We start from the raw sequence: 23,055 nt of genomic DNA, 5'->3' as shown, positions 1-23,055 counted from the left end.
GGATTTAACACAAAAAACCCGGATCAAAGTCCGGGTTTTTCGTTGGAGGGCCGGTATCAGTTGCTGGCTACCGGGGCAACCAGCGGTGTAATGCGGCGAATGGCGACGCGGCGGTTCTCCTGTTCCGGGCCGTCGGCTTTGATCTTCAGATATTGCTCGCCATAGCCCTGGGTAGCCATGTTTTCCGGCGGGATATCGAAAACATTGGTGAGCGCCTGGGCCACGGATTCCGCCCGCCTGTCCGAAAGGACAAGGTTTGCCTGGTCGGACCCGACGGCGTCGGTGTGGCCCTCGATCAGGAAGGTCTCGGCCGGGTTCTTCTTGAGGATTTGCGCCATTGCCTTTGCAACGCTTTCAATGTGGCTGATCTGGTCCTCGCCGACATCCGCGGAGCCGAACTGGAAGGTGATCGTATCGAGATCGACGCGGCGAACCTTGTCGCGGATGCGTGCCGAGCGCTTGACTTCGTCGATCGAATAGATGCGTTCAACCCGTTCGACCGGCGGCTGCTCGAAGAAATCGTACACCTCTTCCTGAGGCGCCTCTTCCGCGTCCAGAATATAATCGCGAACCGGAATATTGAGTGCGAGCGGTGGCAGGTCATCACCTGGATCACGCCATTCCTGACGCTCCTCGCGGTCGTAGTCGGGCGTGTATGTCAACACAATCTCGTGGCCGTCCGGCATGACACGTGAGCGCCGGATCACATCGCCATAGCGATTGCGGATCGTGACAATCTGCACGCCATTGTCACGCACGATGGTTTCTCTCGTACGGTTACGAGGCAGGTCTTCGTAATAGACGTCCTTCGAGTCGCGTGACATGCGCGGCCGGTCGGAGCTCTCGACGTAGACGTTATTGTCGATATTGACGACGGTCCGGTCTCCGAATTTCTTCACTACCTGTACATCGCCTGGACGCTCATCAGGCCTGCGGTCTTTGGTGCGGGTACCCTTTTCAGTGAGGACGGGCTCGATCTTGACGGGAGCAAGCTCCTGTTGAACATCCGCATCGTTCTTCGGCGGAGCCACTGCGACCGCCGGCTGCCCGGCAACGGGTTTTTGATCCGCAGGTGCTTCGGCTGCTTGCCCCTGCTTTGCTTTATCGGGGACTCCACCAGCAGATGGCCGTTTGGCGCTGTCGAGTGCTGGAGCAGCGTTTTCCGGTAAGGTTTCCTGCTGCGCGGCTTTGCCGGTGGCTGGGTCGACAGGCTTGGCTTCCTTGGTGGTCGGCTCTGCAGGCTGAGAAGGCTGTTCTGCGGTAGCGGGCGCGTCGGGTGCAGGAGTTACCGGCGTTTCCTTGGCAGCCTTATCAGTTGCCTTCTTTGCGGCCTCGGCAGCTTTGTCTGTTTGCTTGTCCGCCGCCTTCTGGGCGCTATCAGTCTTCTTGCGAGCTTCTTCCTCGGCGGCCTTTTGCGCTTCAGCAGCCTTGTCCGCTTCCTGCTCGGTCGCCTTCTTGACCTTTTCTGCCTCCTTGGCGGTTTGCTTCTCGGCCGCCTTTGCGGCATCGGACTCTGCCGCTGCCTTCTTTCGCGCTTCCTCTTCTACGGCTTTTTGCTGCTTGGCAGCTTTATTGGATTCGGCTTCGGTAGCCTTTCTCGCTTTTTCGGCCTCCTGCGCCGCTTCCTTTTCGGCGGCTTTTGCAGACTTGGCTTCCTGCGCGGCTTTCTGTTTGGCTTCTTCTTCTATCGCGTTCTGTTGCTTGGCTGCTTTGTCAGCTTCCGCATTTGCAGCGCGCTTTGCCTCTTCGGCCTTCTGTTCATTTTCCTTTTCGGCAGCCTTGGCGGCTTGATCGGCCTGATGTTTCGCCTGCTCTTCGGCCTTCCGCTGTTCCTTCGCTGCGGCTTCTGTTTCATCAGCGGCACGTTTCTTTGCTTCTTCTGCCTGGTGGTCGCCGCCCTTGTGCTTCTTCAGCTCCTCAACAGGTTCTTCCGCCTGAGGCGCGGTCTGTTCCGCCTGCGCCAACATTTGCGAGGGTACATTGCTGTTTGAGGAGATGAAGGGGCGGTTGATTGGGGCTTGTTCTGCCATTGCCACTGGCGAAGAAAAGAGAATCGCCGTCGATGCAAAAAAGAGTGCTGTCCGTTTCATGTTCATCCCTGTCTCGCGTTTCTTGTCGTTGAAACACGTCAAATGTTTGTGATCGCAACCTTGTTCCCGTTTGTGGGCAACCGTTTGTCGGGTGCGATCCCGATTAGCAATGGGGTGAAGGATTGCAGGGGCAGCCTGTATCTCAAGTGAAGACGCTGTTCATCCCGCGTTCATGTTTAAAACGTGGACGCGGCGGCGTCCGGGATGTATTTGAGCCGCATGCCTCAAGAACCGTTCTGGAAAACGAAGACTCTGGATGAGCTGAACCGCTCGCAATGGGAGAGCCTGTGCGATGGCTGCGGGCGCTGCTGTCTGCACAAGCTGGAAGACGAGGACACAGAAGAAATCTATTTCACAACAGTGGCTTGCACCTTGCTGGACGCCGGTACGTGCCAGTGTTCAGACTATACACATCGCAAGAAAAAGGTGCCGGATTGTGTATTCCTGACACCGGAGATCGTCCGGACAGTCGATTGGTTGCCGGAGACGTGTGGTTACCGTCTGATCGATGAGGGCAAGGATCTTTATTGGTGGCATCCGCTTGTTTCAGGGAACCCCGAAACAGTCCATGAAGCCGGGATCTCAGTGCGCGGCAAGATCACCGCGTTCGATCACGAAATGAAAGGGGATGAAGATTATTTTGATCATATGATGCAGGAGGAATTGCCTTCCTGAACGGTTTGCAAGTGAACGCGGCGTGAATGAGGCGTTGAGGATTTGTTCAGATCGTCTGTGAAACAAAGGGCGCCTGTCCGGTTTTCAGAATGTCTGAAAACACTTCCCCCAATTCCCGGACAATCAAACAGGAGAACGCTCATATGGCTAGTCTTTCACTCAAGTTGCTTGCAGTCGGTGCTGCAATCAGCATCGGTGCCATCCTCGGCGCAAACACATCGTTCGCGGCACCAGCCTTTGCATCACCGATCGTGGTCCAGCATGGAACAACTTCCGCGCCACTCGTCGATGTCCAATATCGCTATGGCCATCGCCCAAATCGTGTTTGCACTCCGGGTCAGGCTGCCAGCAAGGCAAGCCGCATGGGGATCCGCAACCCACGGGTTGTCGCTAATCGCAACGTTGTTCGTGTAACTGGATGGAAGCGGGGTCTACGCACTGCCGTTGTGTTTGCCCGTGCACCTGGCTGCCCGATCATCCGCTAATAGCCCGTCTCGAAAGTCTACTGCGGCGATCATCTGACGCTGTTTTCTGCCACAAGAAACAAAAAGGGTGCCGACTGGCACCCTTTTTCATTTCCAAGAATTGATCAGGTCAATTCTTCAATTCGAACGTGACGTTGACATTCACATTGTAGGTGTTTTCACCCGCAGCAACAGGAACTGAATCCGCGGGTGCGGCCGCCATCATCTTGGCTTGGCCCATCGGCATCGGGCGAGGGCTGTAGGACTGCTCGCTGATCTCGAGCACCTTGCCGAGACCAACACCTGCAGCTTCCGTCAGGGTCTTCGCCTTGGCCATTGCATTTGCAACGGCGTTCTTGCGGGCTTCTTCAACAATTGCCTCGGGTTTATCATTGGTGAAGATGAGGTTGCCACCCTGATTGACGCCGAGCGTCACGGACTGATCGAGAATGTCGCCAACCTTCTTCAGATCACGCACGCGTACAGTCAATGAATTGGAAACAGCGTAGCCGACAATCTTCGGTGCTTCCGGCGGTTGTGTATTGTCCTTGTTGTCCGGGTAGACATAACGAGGCTCGATATTGAAGCCTGACGTCTGCAGGTCGCGTTCCGCGATGCCTGCCTTCTTCATTGCGTCGAGAACCTTGGCCATGGCTTCATTGTTAGCCGTCAGCGCTTCGCGCGCGGTGGGCTTCTCCTGCAGTACCACCATTGAAACAAGGGCCATGTCCGGCGCTAATGCTGCTTGGCCCTCGCCAGTAACGGCAATGCGTGGTCGCGGTGTTTCGTCGGCCAATGCGGCGAACGGCACTGCCATCATTGCGGTTGTCGCAAAGGCCAGGCTCAGAAATTTCGATGTCATGGATATCTCCCCGAATAAGATGGAGCTGCTGCGTCGCAGGTGATTATGGGTGGATTAGGGCAAAAGGCAAAACATTCGAAGACCTATGCATTTTATGCATCCAAACAGTTTCTGAGGCGTTTCCTTTGCAACTAAAGGAGCACAACATGTCTGGTAGAGAACCCAAGAACAGTCCTGAACGTATTGAGCCCTGGGAACCGGCGTCGAATATGCCCATTGAAACACCGGACTTAGACGATATCGGAACCGGCGAAGCGGAGATGCAAGCCGACGATGAGCTTGCCATTCTGGGTGAACGGCAGGTCGAACCGGAAGATGCAGGGCTTGCAGAGGAAGATGACGATAATCCGTACCAGGAAAGCGACGAGGCCTTGCCCGATGATGAGGAGGAGGCGGAGATCTCGCGCGATCCGGAACGGGAAGGGCATCGCTTCGAGTGACCGGCGCTCGCGAGAGTGGAATCTGCCTGCCGTTTCCTGTTGTCATTATGCACATAGGTCTTGACTAAAATACAAATGTTCAATATTCGATGTCTTGATTGACCAGCCTCGAAGTCCCCATCAGAGGCTGGCACAGGGAGGCATTGATGGCTACGAATGTTGCATTGACGGGATTGGCGCGGGATATGCAGGCGCGAGCGGAGACCGGCCGTCCGATCCGCATCGGCCTGATCGGTTCGGGCGAGATGGGCACCGACATCGTCACGCGTGTGGCGCATATGCCCGGCATCGAGATCGGGGCGATTTCCGAACTCAATTTGCCCCACGCGGTCAAGGCCGTCGACATCGCCTACCAGGAAGCGGGTCATTCGCGCGAAGTCTCGAATGCTGCGGCGCTGACCGCGGCGATGGAAGCCGGCAAGATCGCCGTGACCAATGATGCCGATCTCATCCTTGAGAACGAGCTGATCGATGTGGTCATCGATGCGACCGGGGTGCCGGCGGTCGGGGCCGAGATCGGCTTGAAGGCAATGGAGCACGGCAAGCATCTGGTCATGATGAATGTCGAGGCGGACGTGACCATCGGCGCCTATTTGAAGAGCGAGGCCGACCGGCTCGGCGTCACCTATTCGCTCGGTGCCGGCGATGAGCCGTCCTCGTGCATGGAGCTGATCGAGTTCGTTTCGGCCATGGGCCATCCGATCGTTGCCGCCGGCAAGGGCAAGAACAACCCGCTCAACATCGATGCGATACCCGACGATTACGAGGAAGAAGCCAGGCGCCGCCACATGAATGTGCGCATGCTGGTCGAGTTCGTCGATGGCTCGAAGACCATGGTGGAGATGGCGGCGATCGCCAATGCCACCGGGCTCGTCCCCGACAGGCCCGGCATGCATGGCCCGGCGGCAACGCTCGACCAGTTGTCGAAGGTGCTCGTGCCGGAAAAGGATGGCGGCGTCCTGTCGCGCGTGGGTGTCGTCGACTATTCGATCGGCAAGGGCGTGGCGCCGGGCGTCTTCGTCGTTGCCGACATGTCGCATCCGCGCATCTCGGAGCGCATGGAAGACCTGAAGATGGGCAAGGGTCCCTACTTCACCTTCCATCGCCCCTATCACCTGACTTCGCTCGAGGTGCCGCTGACCTGCGCCCGCGTCGTGCTTTACGGCAAGGCCGACATGGTGCCGCTGGCCAAGCCGGTGGCCGAGGTCTGTGCCGTCGCCAAGAAGGATCTGAAGCCCGGCGACAGGCTCGATGCGATTGGCGAATATTGCTACCGCGCGTGGATCATGACGGCGGGCGAAGCGCGCGTCGCCGGTGCCATCCCTTGCGGCCTTTTGCAGGGCGGCAGCGTCACGAAAGCCATCAGGAAGGGTGAACTCATCACCAGCGCCAATGCCGCCCCCGCGCCAGGCTCGAAGATCGTCGAACTCCGCGCTCGCCAGGATAAACTGGTTTATGGGGCGTGAGCCTCGAAAGCATCTAGAATCAGACAGGGAGTGCCGACATGGCAGCCGCCAGAAATTCAAGCGCCAAGCGCCATGACGATGGTAGCAACCTTCCCTTCGCGTTTCGGCATTATCCGCCGGAGCAGCTGAAGGAAGCACTGCGCAAGATGTATCTGATACGCCGCTTCGAAGAGGGTGCAGAGGAGTCCTATACGCGCGGCCTCATCCACGGCACCATGCACCTGTCTATTGGTCAGGAAGCGAGTGCGGTCGGCATTTCGATGCCGCTCGCCGAAGATGACATGATCACCTCGACGCATCGCGGTCATGGACATTGCATCGCCAAGGGCGCGGAAGTCTCGAAAATGTTCGCCGAGTTCTTCGGCAAGGAGACGGGTTACTGCAAGGGCCGTGGCGGCTCCATGCATATCGCCGACGTCTCCAAGGGCAATCTCGGTGCGAATGGCATCGTCGGCGGCGGTATCCCGATTGCGGTTGGGGCTGCTCTGTCCGCAAAGAAGCAGAAGAACGGCAAGGTCGTCATCTCTTATTTTGGCGATGGCGCCAACAATGAGGGTGCGTTTCACGAAGCGCTCAACATGGCTTCGATCTGGAAGCTGCCGGTGGTTTTCGTCTGCGAGAACAATGGTTATGGCATGTCCACATCGACCAAGCGTTCGACGGCTGTTGCGAACGTTGCTGATCGCGCGGTCGCCTACAACATGCCGGGCGTTGTCGTCGATGGTAACAATCTCTCCGATGTCGCCGAAGCGTCACACGATGCTGTGGAACGGGCCCGCCGGGGTGAGGGCCCAACCCTCATCGAGTGCAAGACGTATCGTCACCGCGGTCATTCTAAGAGTGACCGCAACCGCTACCGCACAAAAGAAGAGATCGAGGACTGGATCAGCAATCGCGATCCGATCCAACTGTTCGAAGATCAGCTCAAGGAATTCGGTTTCGTCAACGACGCCGATATCGACGCGATCCGGACAAGCGCCGAGGCGGAGATTGCCGAGGCGATCGAATTCGCCAGGAACAGCCCATCACCTACGCTCGATAATCTGACACGCGACGTTTATACGGTTGAAATTTAATGGACGAGATAATCCGCGAGCTGAGCTATTCGCAGGCAATCCAGGAAGCCATGGCCATTGCCATGGAAGCCGATGACCGCGTGTTTCTAATGGGCGAGGACATCGGCGTCTATGGCGGCGCTTTTCAGGTGACGGGTGACCTTGTGCATCGTTTCGGTGAAGATCGGGTGATGGATACGCCCATCTCCGAGCTTGGCGGTGCGGGCGTTGCCGTCGGTGCGGCCTTGACCGGAATGCGGCCGATCTTCGAGTTCCAGTTTTCGGATTTCGCAGCGCTGGCAATGGAACAGATCGTCAATCAGGCGGCGAAGATTCGGTATATGCTCGGCGGCGCTGTCTCGGTGCCTCTGGTGATGCGCTTTCCCGCCGGCTCCGGTACAGGCGCCGCGGCGCAACACAGCCAAAGTCTTGAAGCGTGGTTTGGCCACGTACCTGGCCTGAAGGTTATCCAGCCGTCGACGCCGTATGATGCCAAGGGCATGTTGCTCGCGGCCATCGAAGACCCGGATCCCGTCATGATTTTCGAGCACAAGCTGCTCTACAAGATGAAGGGTCATGTTCCGGAAGGACATTATACCGTGCCGATCGGCAAGGCTGCTGTCGTACGCGAAGGAACTGACCTGACCATCGTTGCTTCGGCCATCATGGTGCACAAAGCACTGGAAGCGGCGCGAGAGCTCGAGAAAGAAGGCATCGATGTCGAGGTCGTCGATTTGCGCACCGTCCGTCCGATGGATAAGGAAACCATCATCGCCAGTGTCAAAAAAACGTCGAAGCTGATGTGCGTCTATGAAGGCGTGAAAACACTTGGCATCGGGGCAGAAGTCAGCGCGATGATCGCCGAAAGCGAGGCCTTCGATTATCTCGATGCGCCGATCGTGCGCCTGGGTGGTGCGGAAACGCCTATTCCCTATAATCCGGAGCTCGAGAAGGCGACGGTGCCGCAGGTGCCCGGTATTCTGAAGAGCGCTCGCGATCTCGTTAAGGGGATACGTTAAGCCATGCCCGTCGAGGTGATCCTGCCCAAGGTCGATATGGATATGGAAAGCGGCCAGATTTCGCGCTGGTACGCAAAGGATGGCGATGCTGTCACCAAAGGGCAGGTGCTGTTCGAAATCGAGACTGACAAGGCAGCCATGGAAGTGGATGCACCGTCTTCGGGCATTTTGCGCAATGTCACGGCGGCGGAGGGCACGACAGTTCCTGTGGGCCAGGCCGTAGCGTGGATCTTTGCCGAAGGTGAGGCCTATGCACCAACAAACATTGCAGATGCACCCGCAGTGGTTGCGCCAGAGGCAAAGCCTGCGGCTGAATCGTTGGAAACCGCGCCCGCAACAACGACAACGACCGCTGACAAAGCCGACGGCGTTCGTGCAACGCCGCTCGCCCGCCGCGTTGCCAAGGAAGCCGGCATTGATCTGACGTCGGTTTCAGGGTCTGGACCGAAGGGACGCATCCAGAAGAAGGATGTCGAAAATGGCGTTGCGCTGGGTGCGGCGGTCACGAAGCCAGTTGTGCAGCTTCGCGAACCTGCCGTTCAAGCCGGTGCTCCGCTGCATGCGGCATGGCTGCGCGAAGGCAACAATTCGGAGCTCGCGCCGCTTGTCCTGATCCATGGCTTCGGCTCCGATCTCAACAGCTGGAGACCGATGCTGGGCGGTGGCACGTTGGACAATCCGATCCTTGCCATCGATCTGCCCGGCCATGGCGCATCGCCGCACACCATTCCAGATGATCTGCATGCGATTGCCGAATTGGTGGAACAAACCGTTGCTGCCTATCACTCTGGACCAATAATCCTGGTTGCGCACTCATTTGGTGGCGCGGTCGCAACCGAAGTGGCTGCCCGCAGCCATCTCGACATTCGTGCACTGGTCCTGATCGCATCGGCCGGGCTTGGACCTGAAATCAATGGTGCGTTTCTTTCGGGGTTCGTCCGGGCTCGTACCGAGCCGAGCCTCGTCGCGTGGATGAAGCAGCTGGTTCAGGATGAAAGTCTTTTGACCAAGCCATTTATCAGCGCAACGCTGGCTCAATCGCAGAATGTGGCGTTGCGCGATGCGCAGCAGCTCGTTGCCGACCGTTTTTTCGCTGACGGAACGCAGGTCATCGATGTCAGGCAGACCCTTGCCAATCTGACCATTCCAGTCCGTTTGATTTTCGGAGCAGCCGATCGGGTGATCCCGGCGACACATGCCACCGGGTTACCGGGCGAGATCGCCGTGCATCTCTTTGCCGGGACCGGACATATGCCGCAGCTCGAACAGCGTGAAAAGATCATGCGGATACTGACAGAGGTCAGCCGTTCGGTAGCGTAGCGCTTGGTTTCGGCGAAACGAGCGCTCGCTGAATGGCACTGCGAGCCGAAGCCAGATTGGGCATGATCCAGTTGGGCTCCGCGCCAAGGAATTTGTCGAGAAAGGCGATCGCTTGATCCGGAATCTCGCGGACGTTCTCGCGGTACGACCACCATGTGCGCAGATCGTCCGCGCATGCGTCGATCTTCGGAGCGGTACCAAATTCCTGCTCACAAATTGCCGCGATCGCGCCGACACAGTAATTGGTATAGAGGAACCCTTCAGGCCAGAACGCGATAATCTCCTGCATTTCTGTCAGCTGCGATTCGCTCTGCTTGGGATGGCTTCGGACTGTCGCCGGTCCTATGGTGATAAGCTCTTTGAGCACAAGGCCCGCAGCAAAAATGATGAAATCCTTGCGATCGATCTGCGCATAGGACTTTTGTTGTTCAACCGTCTCGACCCAGTTGAGAAAAGCTTTGGTCAATCTGGTTTCATCGATGGCAAATTGATATCCGTAGTGTTCCGCAATCAGCGCGGCATTCTTGCGAAAAGCCATGCGAAACCAACGCAGTTGGCGAAGCCGGTGCCGTAAATCCGGCATATGGACTAATTCGTCTCTGAACAGAAAATCCATGCCTTCCCACCTTCAAATTCATTGTATCACGTCATACGCCGTGATGCAGCACAAGCCAAGTTTTAACAGAACCGAAATCATACATATTGACATTACAAAAAACAAATGTTCTATATTTTTTCGTTCGATCATAGCATATGTTTGCGGTCGGGCGTTGGGAGGTTGAAGACATGGCAATGTGGCAATGGGGATTGCTGGCCCTTGGGATTTTGTGGGCGCTGCAATCACTGGGCGTCTGGTACCAGATGCGCCACTATAGCGATGTGATGAAAGGCATCACTTCCAAATACAATGATGGTTTTGTTGGCGCGGGCAATGTTCGCGGCCGCTTTGGCAAGGGTGTGATCGTCCTCATTCTCGTTACGCCGGACCTTGCGGTTCAACGTTTTCTCGTGATGAGCGGTAGATCGGTTTTTGCGAAATTCAAGCGGCGCGAGGAGTTTGAGGGTAGCTCGCTGAACGCATTGCGCACCGATCCTGTGATGACAGGTCTGGGGGAGCCGAATGTCGCCAAAGCGGCGGAGCGCGCAATCGAACAGATAGACAAGGCCAGGGCAGAACCAAAGCGGCCCGGTCTAATCGGGATCAAGCCAGTCAACGCATAGGGACGGCCGTTTGGAAAACGGTCGATAAGGAGGAGGGAACATGTCAATTTTAACAATGCTGGCGCAACATGCGGACATCGCCGCGCACCATATTTCGGTGGCGGGATCGATGGTCTCGGATGCGGCGCTCCACGGCAAACAGGCCATCACGCATGCGGGCAACGATCTTGTCGTGCTTGTGCAATCGACGGGGGATATCACTGTCGAGGAATTCAAGGACAAGCTGAAGAATGTCCAGCAGGAAGAGCAGCTCGGCTGGCTGACCCACATCGGTAAATACTTCATCGGTATCTTCCAGAAGGGCGGCGAGGTCTTCGCCGGATTTGTAACAGGCATTATCCCGACGCTCGTCGTGCTGATGACCGCATTCTACGCTTTGACGGAGCTTGTCGGCGAAGAACGCGTGCATGGCATCGCCCGGGGTGCAGGTCGTATCGCGCTGACGCGCTACACTGTCTTGCCCGTGCTTTCCGTGTTCTTCCTCACAAACCCGATGGCCTATACGTTTGGTTCGTTCCTCGAAGAAAAGCACAAGCCGGCGTTCTACGATGCGGCCGTATCCTATGTGCATCCACCGCTTGGTCTGTTCCCGCACATTAACCCGGGCGAATATTTCGTTTGGGGCGGTATTCTCGTCGCGCTTCTCGAACTTGAGAAAAAAGGCGCGGTTCCCGTCGGTTATCACATCAACGTCGCCATCTGGTACGCGCTCGTTGGTCTGGTAGTCATCCTCCTGAAGGGTATGCTGACCGAGCGCATTACTGCCATCATGGCACGCCGTCAGGGCATTGAACTTTAAGTCGGGGCGGGGAGAAGTAAAATGTCAAAGACCTATAAGGCAGTAAAGATTTCCAGAGGCGGTAATGGTTGGGGCGGCCCGCTTGTCATTCAGCTGACGCCTGAGCGTAACAAGGTCGTGTCCGTCACCGGTGGCGGCATTCATCCCGTCGCACGCCGCATTGCAGAACTCACGGGCGGAGAGGCGGTTGACGGTTTCAAGGCGCCTCCGGTTGAAGGAGAGATGGGCGTCGTTGTCGTCGACTGCGGCGGTACTGCCCGCTGCGGTGTTTATCCACGGAAACGTATTCCGACCGTCAATCTGACGCCGGTCGGCCAAGCAGGACCCTTGGCGCAGTTCATTACCGAAGACATCTACGTTTCAGGTGTAAAAGAGGCCAATATCGAACTCGCCGACGGGTCACAACCGGCAGCAGTTGCAGGGGTAAGATCGTCACAGGACTCGCCGCCCACGCCTGCAGAACTTGCCGCGTCCATGGCAAGCCGGACTGCAACGTCGGACAACGGTGAAGGTGGGTTAATAGGCTTTATCAGCACTATCGGCCGAGCTATGGGCCGTGTGGTCGGCATTTTCTTCAATGCCGGTCGCCGTACCATCGACCAGGTCGTCCGCAACGTCCTGCCGTTCATGGCGTTTGTGACCATGCTCATCGGCTTCATCCTTTATACCGGGATTGGCGATGTGCTGGCGCAACCAATGGGACCGCTTGCCAATAATATCGTCGGTTTGCTGATCCTTTCAGCCATCTGCGGGTTGCCATTCCTGTCGCCGATTTTGGGACCAGGTGCGGTTATCGCCCAAGTTATCGGCGTCGCGATTATCGGACCGCAGATCGCCAACGGCACGATTTCACCGGCAATGGCTCTGCCTGCACTGTTCGCCTATAATACGCAGGTAGGTTGTGACTTTGTCCCGGTTGGTCTGGCGCTCGGTGAAGCCAAGCCCAAGACGATCGAAATCGGTGTGCCGGCGGTTCTGATCAGTCGCCAGATCATGGGGCCGGTATCTGTCGTTATAGCCTGGATCGTCAGCCTGATCGTATTTTGAGTTCAACGAAAAGAAAAAGAGGTTCGCCATATGTCAGTCCTATTGAAAACACGGGTAACAGCCGTTGGACCTGAGGTGGCGGATCTTGCCGAGGGAGGCGTGGTCATTCTGTTTGCGGATGGCGCGCCGCCTGAACTTGCAGAGGTTTCGATCCTGCATGCTGTCGAGGGCCAGCCTTCTGACGAGACACCGCCAGTAGGGGCTGCAATCCATATTGGCGATGTATCTGCCAGCATCACCGGTATTGGCGATTATGCCTGGCAGAAGGTCAAAGATATTGGACATGTGGTCATTACGTTCAATGGGTCCGATCAAGTTGAACGCCCAGGCGAAATTTGCGCATCGGAAATCGATACGGCTGAGCTGGTATCGGCGTTGAAAGTTGGAACGACGATTACCATCGGGTAATGAATTATCGAAGAGAGATTTGAATGGAACGCTCGACAATAGTGCGGGTGCATGACGGATTGCATGCGCGGCCAGCCACCAGATTTGTCAAACTCGCAAAGGGTTTCGAATCGGATATCGAGCTGATCAAGGCCGACAAATCCGTCAGTGCAAAGAGTTCCGTGAAGCTGATGCTGCTAGGCGTCAAGGAGAACGAGACAGTTACCGTAAGGGCGAGTGGTGCGGATGAGATCGAGGCAATCGAGGCACTGATCGGATACCTTGAAGATCCGCATGCAGGCACGGCGGAAGAGGAACGAGCTGAAAAAGCATCTGCCGAGCCCACGCCTGTTCAGTCCAAGGCCTTCTCGACAAATTCCACTACCTCAGCCACGGGCAAATTGCGCGGGGTTGCTGCCAGCGAAGGCTTTGCCATCGGGCCAGCCTTCGGCTTTTTTCCGGCGGAAATCAAACATGAAAACCGCCTGCTGGCAGCGGACGAAATACCGGCAGAAGCCGGCCGGCTGACGCAGGCTTTCGCGACCGTGCAACACCGCATGGATATGTCATTGGCCGCGACGGATCTCGCAGAAAGCGACCGCGGTATTATCGCTGCTCTCAAGGATATTGCCTGTGACGATGAACTCACACAGGCTGCGGAAGCGCTGGTGAGAGAAGGCATGGATGCGGTTTCTGCCGTCATTGGCGCCACGTCGAGAATTGCGGCGGATTTCGCTTCAATGGATGATCCTTACCTCAATGCCCGAGCCGACGATGTAAATGCAGTCGGGCGGCAGATCTGCCTAGCGCTACTGGGGCAGGACGATGCCAATCTTGACGCTATTCCTTCCGGTGCAATTCTGATCGCCGACGATATCGGCGCATGGGATCTGGCCCGCGCGCCATTGAAGCGTATCGCCGGTGTGATATGCGGCCATGGTGGCGCAACATCGCATGTCGCAATCATTGCGCGTGCGCACGGGATCCCTGCGGTTCTCGGGCTTGGACATTCCGTGCAGCAATTGCAGCAGGTCAAGAGCGTTGCGTTGGATGGTAATAATGGTGATGTCTTCCCCGATCCCGACCAGATGACGACCGATCGTTTCCATGCGCAAATCGGCGTCGCGGAAACGGAAAGGCAGGCGTTGAAAGCTTATAAGGATATCGTACCGAGGCGTGCTGATGGCACTATCATCGAGATTGCGGCCAATCTCGGCTCCCTGGAGGAGATCGAAGCGGCACAGGAAGCCGGTGCCATGGGCGTTGGGCTGTTCCGCACCGAGCTGCTGTTCATGCGGCACATTCATCTGCCATCGGAGGATTTGCAGACCGAAACCTATACGACGCTTGCCAAAGCGTTCGCGCCACACCCTGTGATCGTTCGTACGCTGGATATTGGCGGCGACAAGCCGATATCCGGTATTGATTTTCCGGATGAAGAAAATCCGTTTCTGGGCTGGCGCGGTATTCGCATGTGCCTCGACCGCCCGGATGTTTTCAAACCGCAATTGCGTGCGCTCCTGCGTGCCGCCGTGCATGGCAACATCAAGGTCATGTTGCCGATGGTCTCCGATCTTGGCGAAGTCCGCGCTACGCGCAGCCTGGTCGACGAGTGTGCCGCAGAACTCAAAACGGAGGGGAGGGACTACGCGAATTTCGACCTTGGTGTCATGGTCGAGACACCAGCAGCCGTCATGATTGCAGCCATGCTCGCCAAAGAGGTCGCGTTCTTTTCCATCGGTACCAATGACCTGACCCAATATATCATGGCGGCTGATCGCCTCAACCCGACTGTCGCAAAGTTGAATGACGTGACACATCCGGCGGTAATGGCAGCGATCGAACTTACGGCGAAAGCTGGTGTCGAGGCTGGAATCATGGTCGGTATGTGCGGCGAAGCCGCAGGCCGTGCTGATCTCATCCCGGCATTCGTCAAAATGGGGCTGACGGAACTCAGCATGAGTCCGGCATCCATTCAACGTGCAAAAAAATGCGTTTGGGAATTAGGGCAGGTGGGGAATCAAAAAGGCGAATAGATCGGACAAGGCTTTTACCTTATCCGATGCAGCGATTGCCTGATCGAATTTGTCCCCGCGGGCTTGTAGAGCCAACAACGCGCTCTCGACCAATCTTTCATCGTCCGGTTCATGATCCGCATAGGTGGCAAGACCGATCGCGAGGGCGATAGCGGAAAAGCACAAATACTGGATGTCCAGATCCGGCTGCTGCCCGGCATATCCGGCCAACGGCAAATGCGCGGATTGATATTGCGATTGCAACTCGACCGCCAGTCGGGCGCTTACCTCTGCAATGTCATTCGGATCGCCGTCCTTTGCGCCGGACAACAAAGCCGCGTGACGGCGAATCACTGTCGCATGCACGGATGCGAATGTTGATTCGTGAATGAGCGCATTGTGCGATCCCAAAACGCTCAAGATACGCTTCGTCAGGTAATATATGTCGCGCCGGAACAGCGCCTCGCCTTTGCCGGCATCAGCCGGAAAATAAACATCGAGACTGCGCGCTTCGATGGTTGTCGAATGGGCAGCCGGATCCTGTGAAACCAGGGAGATCGAAATTGTCTCTGCGGCAGTCAATGCCTTGTCCATGGCGCGCGCGGCCTTACCGAACAAGATATCGGGCAGATCCTGAGGCACGGGCGGGCGATCTTGCCGACTTGCCCTGATCAGGTGGCGTACATCGCGCAGGCGGTCTTTCAAACTGACGACAATCTCGCTTGAAATATCCCGGATCATGATGGCGTACCTTTGCGCGCAGGTGGATAATCGTTTGTACCTTTTTTTCTTGGCCTGCTAAACAACATTCTCGTGAGGTGTAGTGTGAAGGTCGCTCTGGCTTGATGCAGCATTGCTGCTTTGAAGGAACGGGAGCGATCAAAGGGGGGATGATTGAGCGATCGACGCAAGCGAACGAATGGTACGACGAAAAGCCTCCAAAAGACTCCTCTGGATGTGGGGCAGCCGGACACCAAAATCAGCCGGATGCGCATGCGCGCCGCCTGGATGTACTATATCGAGCAGATGACGCAGAACGAGATCGCCGAGATTCTCGGCGTTGGACGCGTGACCATTGTGCGCATGCTGGCCGAAGCGCGGGCGCGCAACGAGGTCAAGATCGGGATCCAGGGCTATCTTTCGGACCTAGTCGCACTGGAAAGGCAGGTTGAACGGCAATTCGGTCTCGACAAGGTGATCATCGCGCCATTGTCCCATCCGGACAACGATCCGATCCCGGCGATAGCGGCCGCCACGGGAGATTATCTGTCCGGGATCGTCAGCAATGGCATGCGTGTCGGCGTTGGTTGGGGGCGGACGCTTCTCAACACATTGTCCTATCTCGAAGCACGGGCGCTTGAGAACTTTACGGTTATCTCGCTGCTTGGCGGAATCAGCCAGCCGCGGCGCTTTAATCCGGCTGAATTTGCCTGGCAATTCGCACAATTGTTCCAGGGCGATGGGTATCTCATTCCCGCTCCTGCCATGGTGGACAGTATCGAGACCAAAACCGCCTTGATTGAACGCTGCGGCCTCAAAAGCGTGTTCGAGATGGCCGAGGATCTAGATCTGGTGCTTCTGAGTGTAGGGGCCATTGAAACGGCCTCCAGCACGCCCTACCACATCGGCTTCCTCAATCAGGGCCACCAGGCCTCCCTGGCGGAACGTGGCGCCGTTGGCGATCTTCTGTTCCATTTTTACGACAAGCAGGGTCAGCTGGTGGATCATCCCATCCATGACCTCGTCATGTCCGTAGGCATCGACACGGTGCAACGTGTGCCGGCGCGGGTATTGACGTCCGGCGGCAAGGAAAAGATCAGGGCGCTTTATGGCGCGATGGCGCTCGTTCGTCCGACAGTGTTCATTACCGATGAGGAAAGTGCCCGCCGCCTGCTAGTGCTTGCCGAACAGGAAAAAGGGTGAGCTTTGCTTGCAATTTCCGTTGGAAATCGGAACAAGAGCGCCCGGTTGCCCAAGTCAGGGATTGCATTCACAATTTTTCCCGTTATTGATCGCGAGAGACGCGCGGCCAGTTCCTCTGCGTCTGTTTTCAGGTGGGGCCTGTAGCTCAATTGGTTAGAGCCGGCGGCTCATAACCGCTTGGTTGGGGGTTCAAGTCCTCCCGGGCCCACCAAGAATTTCAAAGGCTTGGCGAGAAATTGCCAAGCCTTTTTTGCTTTTATGGGCCCTCGGGCCGGTAAGCCCAATTCAGGCCCGTCTGGCTTCGGGGATGGCTGCGATCTCCTTGGAGAACATCACCACGGCGAAGATCAATACGCCAGCGAAAACGACGAGCGATCCTATCCCGACGAGCGGTTCCAACTGGACATTGCCCAGTTCCATGAAATAGAGCGCCGGCAGCATGACGATCAGACCAAGCGCATAGACCACATAATGAACCATGGCCAATCTCTTGACTGCCTTGGCTGGGTTGAGCGCGTAATACCCACCGAAAATGGAACAGGAAACCCAGCCCAAGAGGTTGAGATGTGCATGAGCAGCGATCACCGTATGGTTTCCGGACATTCCCATTTGCAGGCCCATCGCGAGCCCGATCAGAAGACATATGATGGCCGTCTTGAAGAAAAGCTGAGAAATCTGTGGCATTTGGCTCCCCCTGAACCAGGATTCAATGATGCCGCGCACAATACACGCGAGCGACAGTGGTTTCCAGCAAGCTCAGTTAAGCATTAAGAATGAGGTTTGTGCGCTTTGTCAGGGGAGGGAAGCTGCAATGTTTTCCATTGGTGCGCGCAGAGTCCAGACGAGGCGTTTGGGCGCCTGTTCCAGGGTGCCTGCCGCCCCAAGGGATAGAGGGGTTACGCGCTCCAGCACAATCTTGCCAAATCCATGGGCACGCCCAAGCCTTACAGGTGGCCCGTCAGATTCAGTCCAGGTCAGATAAAAGTTTTTACCATCATCGCCGACATACCAATCGACTGCGATACTGCCCTGGTCAGCAGAAAACACACCATATTTGGCCGAATTCGTTGCCAATTCATGGAACGCAATCCCCAGGTACTGAACCGCATTGGGCTGCAGGACTATGAGGGGGCCTGAAATCGCAACGCTGGATTCATCGCCAAACGGCTTTATCTGCGCCAAAAGAAGATCCGCTACAGTCGCTCCGCGCCATTCGGCATGGACAAGCAGATCATGTGATCGCGCGAGAGCCATGATTCTTTCCCGCACCTGCTGCTCGAACTCGGTACTATCAGTAGCGCGATTGCCGGTTTCCCGGATCATGGACAGAATGACGGCATATTGATTCTTGACGCGGTGGTTTACCTCGCGCATCAACATGACGATCCGTTCTTCCTTCTCCTTTCTCTCGGTAATGTCGCGGGCAATCTTGGACGCGCCAATGATGCGCCCGGTCGAATCCTTGACTGGCGATACAGTCAGCGAAACATGAATACGCACCCCATCCTTGCGCACCCGAATTGTCTCATAATGATCCAGGCGTTCGCCCTTGCGAACTTTGTCGACGATGGACGCTTCTTCTCCCAATCTTTCGGGAGGAATAACAGTGGTGATCGAACGGCCAATCATCTCCTCGGCTGTGTAACCGAATACGCGTTCGGCACCCCTGTTCCAGCTCCTGACGATGCCTGCGAGGGTTTTACTAACGATCGCATCGTCGGATGATTCCACGATAGCCGCGAGGTGTTGAGCCGACTCTTCATTGCGCTTCTGTTCTGTGAGATCGACAAGCATATTCATGGCGCCAACGACTTCGCCGCTATTGTCCCGAAGCAAAACGGGGAATGGACGGAACGCAACGCGGGTGCCGTCGGGCCGCTCGGCTATGGCTTCCAGCCCTCGCACATCTCTGCCTTCGCGCAGGCTCGTCGCCATTGGGCACTCGTCATGCCGCATCGGCGTTCCGTCAGGCCAGTACAATTTCCATGATCCGCACCAAGCCTCTTCGCCGATCCGCGGCTCACGACCCCAAAACTCCGCCGCCGCACGGTTGTAGAAAGTAATGATGCCGGATTTGTCTGTCGTATAGACGGGGATAGGAAGTGCCATGATCAGGGAATCACGGCTGAGGCCGTCCACGCTGTGCAAAGCTGCAAGTGAAGAAATAAGGTTGCTTTGCGCAATATCCACTATTTTTCCTGCTTCAAGTAACTTCTTGCCAGTCGGGTTCTCGAATCAAGGGGACCAGTCGACAACAGCATACCCCCATATTCGAAACTATCTGCAACGATTTTGGTTCCAACAGCGCCCAGCGTATGAAGGATCAATGGGGCAGTATTTGCGTTTCCATTCAATCCTAGTGAATGGAGGAAATCACGCCTGCTGGGAAAGGATTAGAGGCTCAACAATGCAATGGGCCAATTTCACTCGGAAACCAGCCCACACAAATCTGATGCGCGTTCTGTCAGACGCACATGAACTATCGAAGTTTTATTTTGATCGGGTCAAAGCCCGATAGTCAAACTGCAAAGACGACGGCTGCAACTGCCAGCGCGCCAAACAAAATCATTGAGCATGTCATCCAGTTGGAGATATCGCCGTTTTCTTTCGTGTGTCGCATCGCCTGACTCCTCCTGAGCGTAGCCGGATAGGACCGGCGCGTTCTCAAAAAATCATAAACACCCGTCGCTGATTTCAGTTCCCAGCGATCAATTCAAATTGTGGTGATCATGTGCTTGACCAAAATCATGGAAGGCTTAGTCCCATCATCCCGGCTTCACTGAAAAGGATTATAGCGCTTTCAATGTAGAGCGCAATTTGCGCCGTGCCTCAGTTTCATCACATTTTGATATCGAGTGAAACGAAAGCGATACCGGTAAACGTCAGGCTGCGGTGGCCTCGACGAGCTTTGGAAAAGTCATTCGCACCATCGCTCCGCGACCGGTATGAAAGCTCGCAGGAGCATCCAGCATTTCGAGATGTCCACTATGATCTTCGATGATTTTCTTGACGATGGCGAGGCCGAGGCCGGTGCCCTTTTCGCGCGTTGTCACATAAGGCTCGAGCAGTCGATGACGGTTGTCAGCGGGCAATCCTTTGCCGTTGTCAAGCACTTCGACAATGATGGACGAACTGGTACTGACAGCGCGAACGAGAATGAAACCTTCTTCTATCGCTCCGGTCTGGAGCGCCGTCTCAATGGACTCCGAAGCGTTCTTGATGATGTTACCGAAAGCCTGGCCAAGGAGCCTGTTGTCGAAATTTCCAACGAGCGGCTCGTCGGTAAAGTCATGCTCGAACTTGATCTGATTGTTGCTGATTTCCACGAGAAAGGATGCGTCGCGCAGCACACCACGGATGTCCGTTGCTGCGAGTTGCGGCTTGGGCATACGAGCGAATTCAGAAAACTCATCGACCATACGACCTATATCGCCGACCTGGCGGATAATCGTTTCGGTGCATTGGTCGAAAACCTCGCGATCCTCGACAATGACCTTGCCGTAGCGGCGGCGAATGCGCTCGGCGGACAGCTGGATTGGCGTTAGTGGATTCTTGATTTCATGGGCAATACGGCGTGCAACGTCCGCCCAAGCGGATGAGCGGTGGGCAGCGACCAGATCGGTGATATCGTCGACCGTCACCACGTAGGAGGTGTGCTGTGTATCGGCGTCTTCCCGGGTAATCTGCACGTTGAAAGAGCGTACGATACCATTGCGGGTAATGCCTATCTGCTGGCGGCTGGAAGACCTGCCGTTCTCCCGCGCCGCCTCGAACACAGCACCGATTTCCGGAAGGATATGAACGAGGTTCTTGCCGATAGCTTGTGCACCATCGATCGATAGCATGTGCTCGGCTGGCCGGTTTAGACCGGCAATATCGCCTTGCGAGTTGACGCTGATAACGCCGGCTGTCACGCCGGACAGAACCGCTTCAGTAAAGCGCCTGCGCTCATCGATCTCGTCCTTTGCCGAGATCAGGTCGTTATGCTGGGTTTTCAACTGCTCGACCATATTATTGAACGTATGGGATAGTGAACCGATATCGCCATCCGAAGCGCGGACAGGCACTGAGACGTCAAAATTGCCGGTGGCAACGTCGCCGGCCGCGCCGATCAAAAGGCGAATGGGTCTGACCACACGATTGGCGACGGCAATGCCAGTCCAGACGGCGGTCAATAGCAGCAACAGTGTCAGCTCAATATAGAGCAGCGCGTAGGCGATCTGCGTATTCTTCCTGTTGCTGGCCAGCGACTGATATTCGGCATTGTTGTCGGTCATGATGCGCATGTTATCCAGCGCCGAAGAATCCACAGCGCGGATCGTATAGAGATATAAATCCGGCAGCGCCTGCATCTTGATGATGGCGCCGACAAGGTTGGTGGCTTCGGGCGGGATCAAGACCGGCCTGTCGCCCGCCGCAGTTTTCAACGCCTCCAGCGGCGCTTCGGGAAGGCTATGATCGTTGAAAAGTTGGGCGCTGACGACAACCTCACCGTTGGATCTAACTAGGGATGCGCCAAGCAGATTGTTGCGGCCTGCATCATAAGTCAGCCAATTTTCGAAGGCACCTCGATCAAGACTGTACAGCATCCGCCGCTGATCCAGATCGATCGCCATCGAAAGAGTTGTGGTCAAAAGACTTTGCGCATTGTCCTCGGTGTAGGACTGCGCAGCCTTGATCGACATATCAATGATCTGATTGTTCTCGGGATTGATCCAGGCGTTTAAACGATTGTCGAGGACAATGAGTGAAAAGCAGGCAACAATGATCGAAGGGATCGACGCGATCAGCGCGAAGATGATCGCTATGTTTGTATGCAGATCCCGGTGCTTTTCCTTGCTCTTGAACAGAAACAGCTTCCGGAGCGTCGCGTAGGATAAATAGATCAGCACCAGAATTGAAACCGCATTGGCTGCGATAATGATTTGTGTCGTCCGTTTGGTGGGCGAGATGTCGGTAATGCCCATCATGATGACGAACGAAATAATCGTTGTTGCCAACGACAGGAGCGTCATGATCAACGCGCCTTTCGGCAGAACCTGCGGTTTGACTAGGGTCTTGCTCATTTGCTGTCGATTATCGGTCGCAGCGTTGCTTGTAAAGGAAGCTTGCGCTCCGAATGCGGTTTGAGGCACGAGGCTTTAGCAACGTTGCTGATGTGCCACGTGCCAGTTTGAAAGGTCGAAGTTTTGACGATACGCCCAATCGTGAAATATCCGCATCCCGCACTGCGTTCATTGGCTGAAGGCGTTACAGAGTTTGGGGATGATCTCCGTTTGCTGGCCGATGACCTCCTGGAGACAATGCGGGCGGCACCGGGAATAGGCATAACTGCTCCGCATATCGGCCTTTTGAAGCGCATTGTCGTTCTTAAGCTTGATCGGGCGCAACCAGCTCGCTTCTACGTCAATCCGGAAATCGAATGGTTTTCGGCTGACACCGTCAGGCACGAGGAGGGCAGTGTTTCCATGCCAGGTGTTTCGGACGAGGTCGAGCGGCCCGCTTCGATTCGGGTTCGCTATGAGGACCTTTCGGGCGTGTCTCAGACAGAAGAAGCGACCGGTCTCCTGTCCATCTGTTTGCAGCACGAAGTCGATCAGCTCGATGGCATATTCTGGGTCTACCGTTTGTCGAAACTCAAGCGTGACAGATTGATCAAGCGTTATGAGAAGTTGTCGCGCAGTCAGCGGTGAATCGGATCCTTCCATAAAACACCCTCCGGCTTTTCCACCGGCTCGATATCGAGATTGACGACGACAGGCTCCTGACCGGAGCGGACAAGAACACATTCAAGCGCTTCGTCGGGACTGGCATTGATCTCCTGATGTGGCACGTATGGTGGCACGAAGATGAAATCGCCGGGGCCGGCTTCCGCAACATATTCCAGCCTTTCGCCCCAGCGCATGCGCGCGCGGCCTTTGACCACGTAGATGATGCTTTCCAGATCCCCGTGGTGATGCGCGCCGGTCTTGGCGTTGGCATGAATGACAACTGTCCCCGCCCAGATTTTTTCGGCTCCGGCCCGGGCGCGGTTGATGGCAGCGGCCCGGTTCATACCCGGCGTTTGTGCCGTATTCGGATCAAGAGAGTTCCCGGGAATAATTTTGACTCCATGCTCCCGCCAGTCGATTGGATGGTCATGCGTGTGCGCGTCGCCCTTTTGATGATCGTCGGACATCAATGCCTCCTGCCTCTTCGCGATGTTACCGGCAATGTAGCGAGGAGAATGCAGCGACACCAGAGATCAACCGCTGTCAGGATGTGCGCGTATC

22 protein-coding genes and 1 tRNA gene are annotated in these 23,055 nt (G+C 56.1%); 15 read left to right on the top strand and 8 right to left on the bottom strand.

Annotation, left to right across the window (positions count from 1 at the left end; genetic code table 11):
• Positions 1-56 precede the first annotated feature (56 nt).
• Positions 57-2,090, bottom strand: a complete 2,034-nt coding sequence (locus PHA01_RS09915) for an OmpA family protein (protein ID WP_271894838.1) — start codon at positions 2,088-2,090, stop codon at positions 57-59.
• 219 nt (positions 2,091-2,309) lie between these two features.
• On the opposite strand from PHA01_RS09915, the gene PHA01_RS09910 reads away from it, so the two are divergent.
• Both PHA01_RS09910 and PHA01_RS09905 read left to right on the top strand, forming a co-directional pair.
• Positions 2,310-2,765 (top strand): YcgN family cysteine cluster protein, encoded by a 456-nt coding sequence (locus PHA01_RS09910; RefSeq protein ID WP_271894836.1) that lies wholly within the window; start codon positions 2,310-2,312, stop codon positions 2,763-2,765.
• Between the two features lie 143 nt (positions 2,766-2,908).
• The gene (locus PHA01_RS09905) at positions 2,909-3,250 is read left to right on the top strand and encodes an antifreeze protein (RefSeq protein WP_271894835.1); all 342 of its coding nucleotides are present in this window, start codon (positions 2,909-2,911) and stop codon (positions 3,248-3,250) included.
• Positions 3,251-3,359: 109 nt separating this feature from the next.
• Here the strand turns inward: PHA01_RS09905 and PHA01_RS09900 are convergent, their stop codons facing one another.
• Positions 3,360-4,091: an SIMPL domain-containing protein gene (locus tag PHA01_RS09900; protein WP_271894833.1), complete on the bottom strand. Its 732-nt coding sequence runs from the start codon at positions 4,089-4,091 to the stop codon at positions 3,360-3,362.
• 146 nt (positions 4,092-4,237) lie between these two features.
• Between PHA01_RS09900 and PHA01_RS09895 the strand changes: the two genes are divergently transcribed.
• The 5 genes from PHA01_RS09895 to PHA01_RS09875 all read left to right on the top strand — a co-directional run bounded on the left by PHA01_RS09895 (position 4,238) and on the right by PHA01_RS09875 (position 9,391).
• Positions 4,238-4,531, top strand: coding sequence for a hypothetical protein (locus PHA01_RS09895; protein ID WP_271894831.1), 294 nt, complete (start codon positions 4,238-4,240; stop codon positions 4,529-4,531).
• Between the two features lie 146 nt (positions 4,532-4,677).
• Positions 4,678-5,997 (top strand): NAD(P)H-dependent oxidoreductase, encoded by a 1,320-nt coding sequence (locus PHA01_RS09890; RefSeq protein WP_271894830.1) that lies wholly within the window; start codon positions 4,678-4,680, stop codon positions 5,995-5,997.
• Between the two features lie 38 nt (positions 5,998-6,035).
• Positions 6,036-7,073, top strand: a complete 1,038-nt coding sequence (locus tag PHA01_RS09885; protein WP_112531719.1) for a thiamine pyrophosphate-dependent dehydrogenase E1 component subunit alpha — start codon at positions 6,036-6,038, stop codon at positions 7,071-7,073.
• On the top strand, positions 7,073-8,071 hold the full coding sequence (locus tag PHA01_RS09880; protein ID WP_271894827.1) for an alpha-ketoacid dehydrogenase subunit beta: 999 nt from the start codon (positions 7,073-7,075) through the stop codon (positions 8,069-8,071). The genes PHA01_RS09885 and PHA01_RS09880 overlap by 1 nt, the downstream gene beginning before the upstream one ends.
• Positions 8,072-8,074: 3 nt before the next feature.
• The gene (locus tag PHA01_RS09875; protein WP_271894826.1) at positions 8,075-9,391 is read left to right on the top strand and encodes an acetoin dehydrogenase dihydrolipoyllysine-residue acetyltransferase subunit; all 1,317 of its coding nucleotides are present in this window, start codon (positions 8,075-8,077) and stop codon (positions 9,389-9,391) included.
• Here PHA01_RS09875 and PHA01_RS09870 read toward each other — a convergent pair.
• Complete coding sequence (locus PHA01_RS09870) at positions 9,372-10,007, bottom strand: hypothetical protein (RefSeq protein ID WP_271894824.1); 636 nt, start codon at positions 10,005-10,007, stop codon at positions 9,372-9,374. The two genes, PHA01_RS09875 and PHA01_RS09870, sit on opposite strands and share 20 nt — an antisense overlap.
• Positions 10,008-10,177: 170 nt before the next feature.
• On the opposite strand from PHA01_RS09870, the gene PHA01_RS09865 reads away from it, so the two are divergent.
• Genes PHA01_RS09865 through ptsP form a run of 5 tightly spaced genes read left to right on the top strand, consistent with a single transcriptional unit; the run spans position 10,178 to position 14,881 of the window.
• Complete coding sequence (locus PHA01_RS09865) at positions 10,178-10,612, top strand: transcriptional regulator GutM (protein ID WP_271894822.1); 435 nt, start codon at positions 10,178-10,180, stop codon at positions 10,610-10,612.
• A gap of 40 nt (positions 10,613-10,652) precedes the next feature.
• The gene (gene srlA, locus PHA01_RS09860) at positions 10,653-11,411 is read left to right on the top strand and encodes a PTS glucitol/sorbitol transporter subunit IIC (protein WP_271894821.1); all 759 of its coding nucleotides are present in this window, start codon (positions 10,653-10,655) and stop codon (positions 11,409-11,411) included.
• A 21-nt stretch (positions 11,412-11,432) separates the two neighbouring features.
• A complete protein-coding gene (srlE, locus tag PHA01_RS09855; protein WP_271894820.1) occupies positions 11,433-12,458 on the top strand; it encodes a PTS glucitol/sorbitol transporter subunit IIB in 1,026 nt (341 codons plus the stop codon).
• A 30-nt stretch (positions 12,459-12,488) separates the two neighbouring features.
• Complete coding sequence (locus tag PHA01_RS09850) at positions 12,489-12,866, top strand: PTS glucitol/sorbitol transporter subunit IIA (protein ID WP_271894819.1); 378 nt, start codon at positions 12,489-12,491, stop codon at positions 12,864-12,866.
• 23 nt (positions 12,867-12,889) lie between these two features.
• A complete protein-coding gene (ptsP, locus tag PHA01_RS09845; RefSeq protein WP_271894818.1) occupies positions 12,890-14,881 on the top strand; it encodes a phosphoenolpyruvate--protein phosphotransferase in 1,992 nt (663 codons plus the stop codon).
• On the opposite strand, the gene PHA01_RS09840 is transcribed toward ptsP, so the two are convergent.
• Entirely contained in the window at positions 14,849-15,601 is a 753-nt protein-coding gene (locus tag PHA01_RS09840) for a hypothetical protein (RefSeq protein WP_271894817.1), read from the bottom strand. The two genes, ptsP and PHA01_RS09840, sit on opposite strands and share 33 nt — an antisense overlap.
• Positions 15,602-15,754: 153 nt before the next feature.
• On the opposite strand from PHA01_RS09840, the gene PHA01_RS09835 reads away from it, so the two are divergent.
• Both PHA01_RS09835 and PHA01_RS09830 read left to right on the top strand, forming a co-directional pair.
• Positions 15,755-16,783, top strand: a complete 1,029-nt coding sequence (locus PHA01_RS09835) for a sugar-binding transcriptional regulator (RefSeq protein WP_417020942.1) — start codon at positions 15,755-15,757, stop codon at positions 16,781-16,783.
• A gap of 134 nt (positions 16,784-16,917) precedes the next feature.
• Positions 16,918-16,994 (top strand) — tRNA-Ile (locus tag PHA01_RS09830).
• Positions 16,995-17,068: 74 nt separating this feature from the next.
• On the opposite strand, the gene PHA01_RS09825 is transcribed toward PHA01_RS09830, so the two are convergent.
• The 3 genes from PHA01_RS09825 to PHA01_RS09815 form a co-directional block, all read right to left on the bottom strand.
• Positions 17,069-17,467: a hypothetical protein gene (locus PHA01_RS09825; protein ID WP_271894816.1), complete on the bottom strand. Its 399-nt coding sequence runs from the start codon at positions 17,465-17,467 to the stop codon at positions 17,069-17,071.
• A 108-nt stretch (positions 17,468-17,575) separates the two neighbouring features.
• Complete coding sequence (locus tag PHA01_RS09820; RefSeq protein ID WP_271894815.1) at positions 17,576-18,973, bottom strand: PAS domain S-box protein; 1,398 nt, start codon at positions 18,971-18,973, stop codon at positions 17,576-17,578.
• Between the two features lie 692 nt (positions 18,974-19,665).
• Positions 19,666-21,849, bottom strand: a complete 2,184-nt coding sequence (locus PHA01_RS09815; RefSeq protein WP_271894814.1) for a sensor histidine kinase — start codon at positions 21,847-21,849, stop codon at positions 19,666-19,668.
• Positions 21,850-21,972: 123 nt separating this feature from the next.
• On the opposite strand from PHA01_RS09815, the gene PHA01_RS09810 reads away from it, so the two are divergent.
• A complete protein-coding gene (locus tag PHA01_RS09810; protein ID WP_271894812.1) occupies positions 21,973-22,476 on the top strand; it encodes a peptide deformylase in 504 nt (167 codons plus the stop codon).
• Here PHA01_RS09810 and PHA01_RS09805 read toward each other — a convergent pair.
• Complete coding sequence (locus PHA01_RS09805) at positions 22,467-22,961, bottom strand: cupin domain-containing protein (protein ID WP_271894810.1); 495 nt, start codon at positions 22,959-22,961, stop codon at positions 22,467-22,469. The genes PHA01_RS09810 and PHA01_RS09805 overlap by 10 nt on opposite strands.
• Positions 22,962-23,055: the final 94 nt, after the last annotated feature.

The organism is Candidatus Phyllobacterium onerii, assembly GCF_028331445.1.
Lineage (GTDB): Bacteria > Pseudomonadota > Alphaproteobacteria > Rhizobiales > Rhizobiaceae > Phyllobacterium > Phyllobacterium onerii.
The sequence above is the reverse complement of the archived record's forward strand: the minus strand, read 5'-3'. Positions and strand labels throughout refer to the sequence as shown.

Excerpts from the sequence above, each read along its gene's own strand:
- PHA01_RS09905 (WP_271894835.1), top strand. The coding sequence starts at position 2,909 with ATGGCTAGTCTTTCACTCAAGTTGCTTGCAGTCGGTGCTGCAATCAGC.
- PHA01_RS09890 (WP_271894830.1), top strand. The coding sequence starts at position 4,678 with ATGGCTACGAATGTTGCATTGACGGGATTGGCGCGGGATATGCAGGCG.
- PHA01_RS09840 (WP_271894817.1), bottom strand. The coding sequence starts at position 15,601 with ATGATCCGGGATATTTCAAGCGAGATTGTCGTCAGTTTGAAAGACCGC.
- PHA01_RS09895 (WP_271894831.1), top strand. The coding sequence starts at position 4,238 with ATGTCTGGTAGAGAACCCAAGAACAGTCCTGAACGTATTGAGCCCTGG.
- PHA01_RS09815 (WP_271894814.1), bottom strand. The coding sequence starts at position 21,849 with ATGAGCAAGACCCTAGTCAAACCGCAGGTTCTGCCGAAAGGCGCGTTG.
- PHA01_RS09910 (WP_271894836.1), top strand. The coding sequence starts at position 2,310 with ATGCCTCAAGAACCGTTCTGGAAAACGAAGACTCTGGATGAGCTGAAC.
- PHA01_RS09865 (WP_271894822.1), top strand. The coding sequence starts at position 10,178 with ATGGCAATGTGGCAATGGGGATTGCTGGCCCTTGGGATTTTGTGGGCG.
- PHA01_RS09805 (WP_271894810.1), bottom strand. The coding sequence starts at position 22,961 with ATGTCCGACGATCATCAAAAGGGCGACGCGCACACGCATGACCATCCA.
- ptsP (WP_271894818.1), top strand. The coding sequence starts at position 12,890 with ATGGAACGCTCGACAATAGTGCGGGTGCATGACGGATTGCATGCGCGG.
- srlE (WP_271894820.1), top strand. The coding sequence starts at position 11,433 with ATGTCAAAGACCTATAAGGCAGTAAAGATTTCCAGAGGCGGTAATGGT.
- PHA01_RS09870 (WP_271894824.1), bottom strand. The coding sequence starts at position 10,007 with ATGGATTTTCTGTTCAGAGACGAATTAGTCCATATGCCGGATTTACGG.
- PHA01_RS09880 (WP_271894827.1), top strand. The coding sequence starts at position 7,073 with ATGGACGAGATAATCCGCGAGCTGAGCTATTCGCAGGCAATCCAGGAA.
- PHA01_RS09850 (WP_271894819.1), top strand. The coding sequence starts at position 12,489 with ATGTCAGTCCTATTGAAAACACGGGTAACAGCCGTTGGACCTGAGGTG.
- PHA01_RS09885 (WP_112531719.1), top strand. The coding sequence starts at position 6,036 with ATGGCAGCCGCCAGAAATTCAAGCGCCAAGCGCCATGACGATGGTAGC.
- srlA (WP_271894821.1), top strand. The coding sequence starts at position 10,653 with ATGTCAATTTTAACAATGCTGGCGCAACATGCGGACATCGCCGCGCAC.
- PHA01_RS09875 (WP_271894826.1), top strand. The coding sequence starts at position 8,075 with ATGCCCGTCGAGGTGATCCTGCCCAAGGTCGATATGGATATGGAAAGC.
- PHA01_RS09825 (WP_271894816.1), bottom strand. The coding sequence starts at position 17,467 with ATGCCACAGATTTCTCAGCTTTTCTTCAAGACGGCCATCATATGTCTT.
- PHA01_RS09915 (WP_271894838.1), bottom strand. The coding sequence starts at position 2,090 with ATGAAACGGACAGCACTCTTTTTTGCATCGACGGCGATTCTCTTTTCT.
- PHA01_RS09900 (WP_271894833.1), bottom strand. The coding sequence starts at position 4,091 with ATGACATCGAAATTTCTGAGCCTGGCCTTTGCGACAACCGCAATGATG.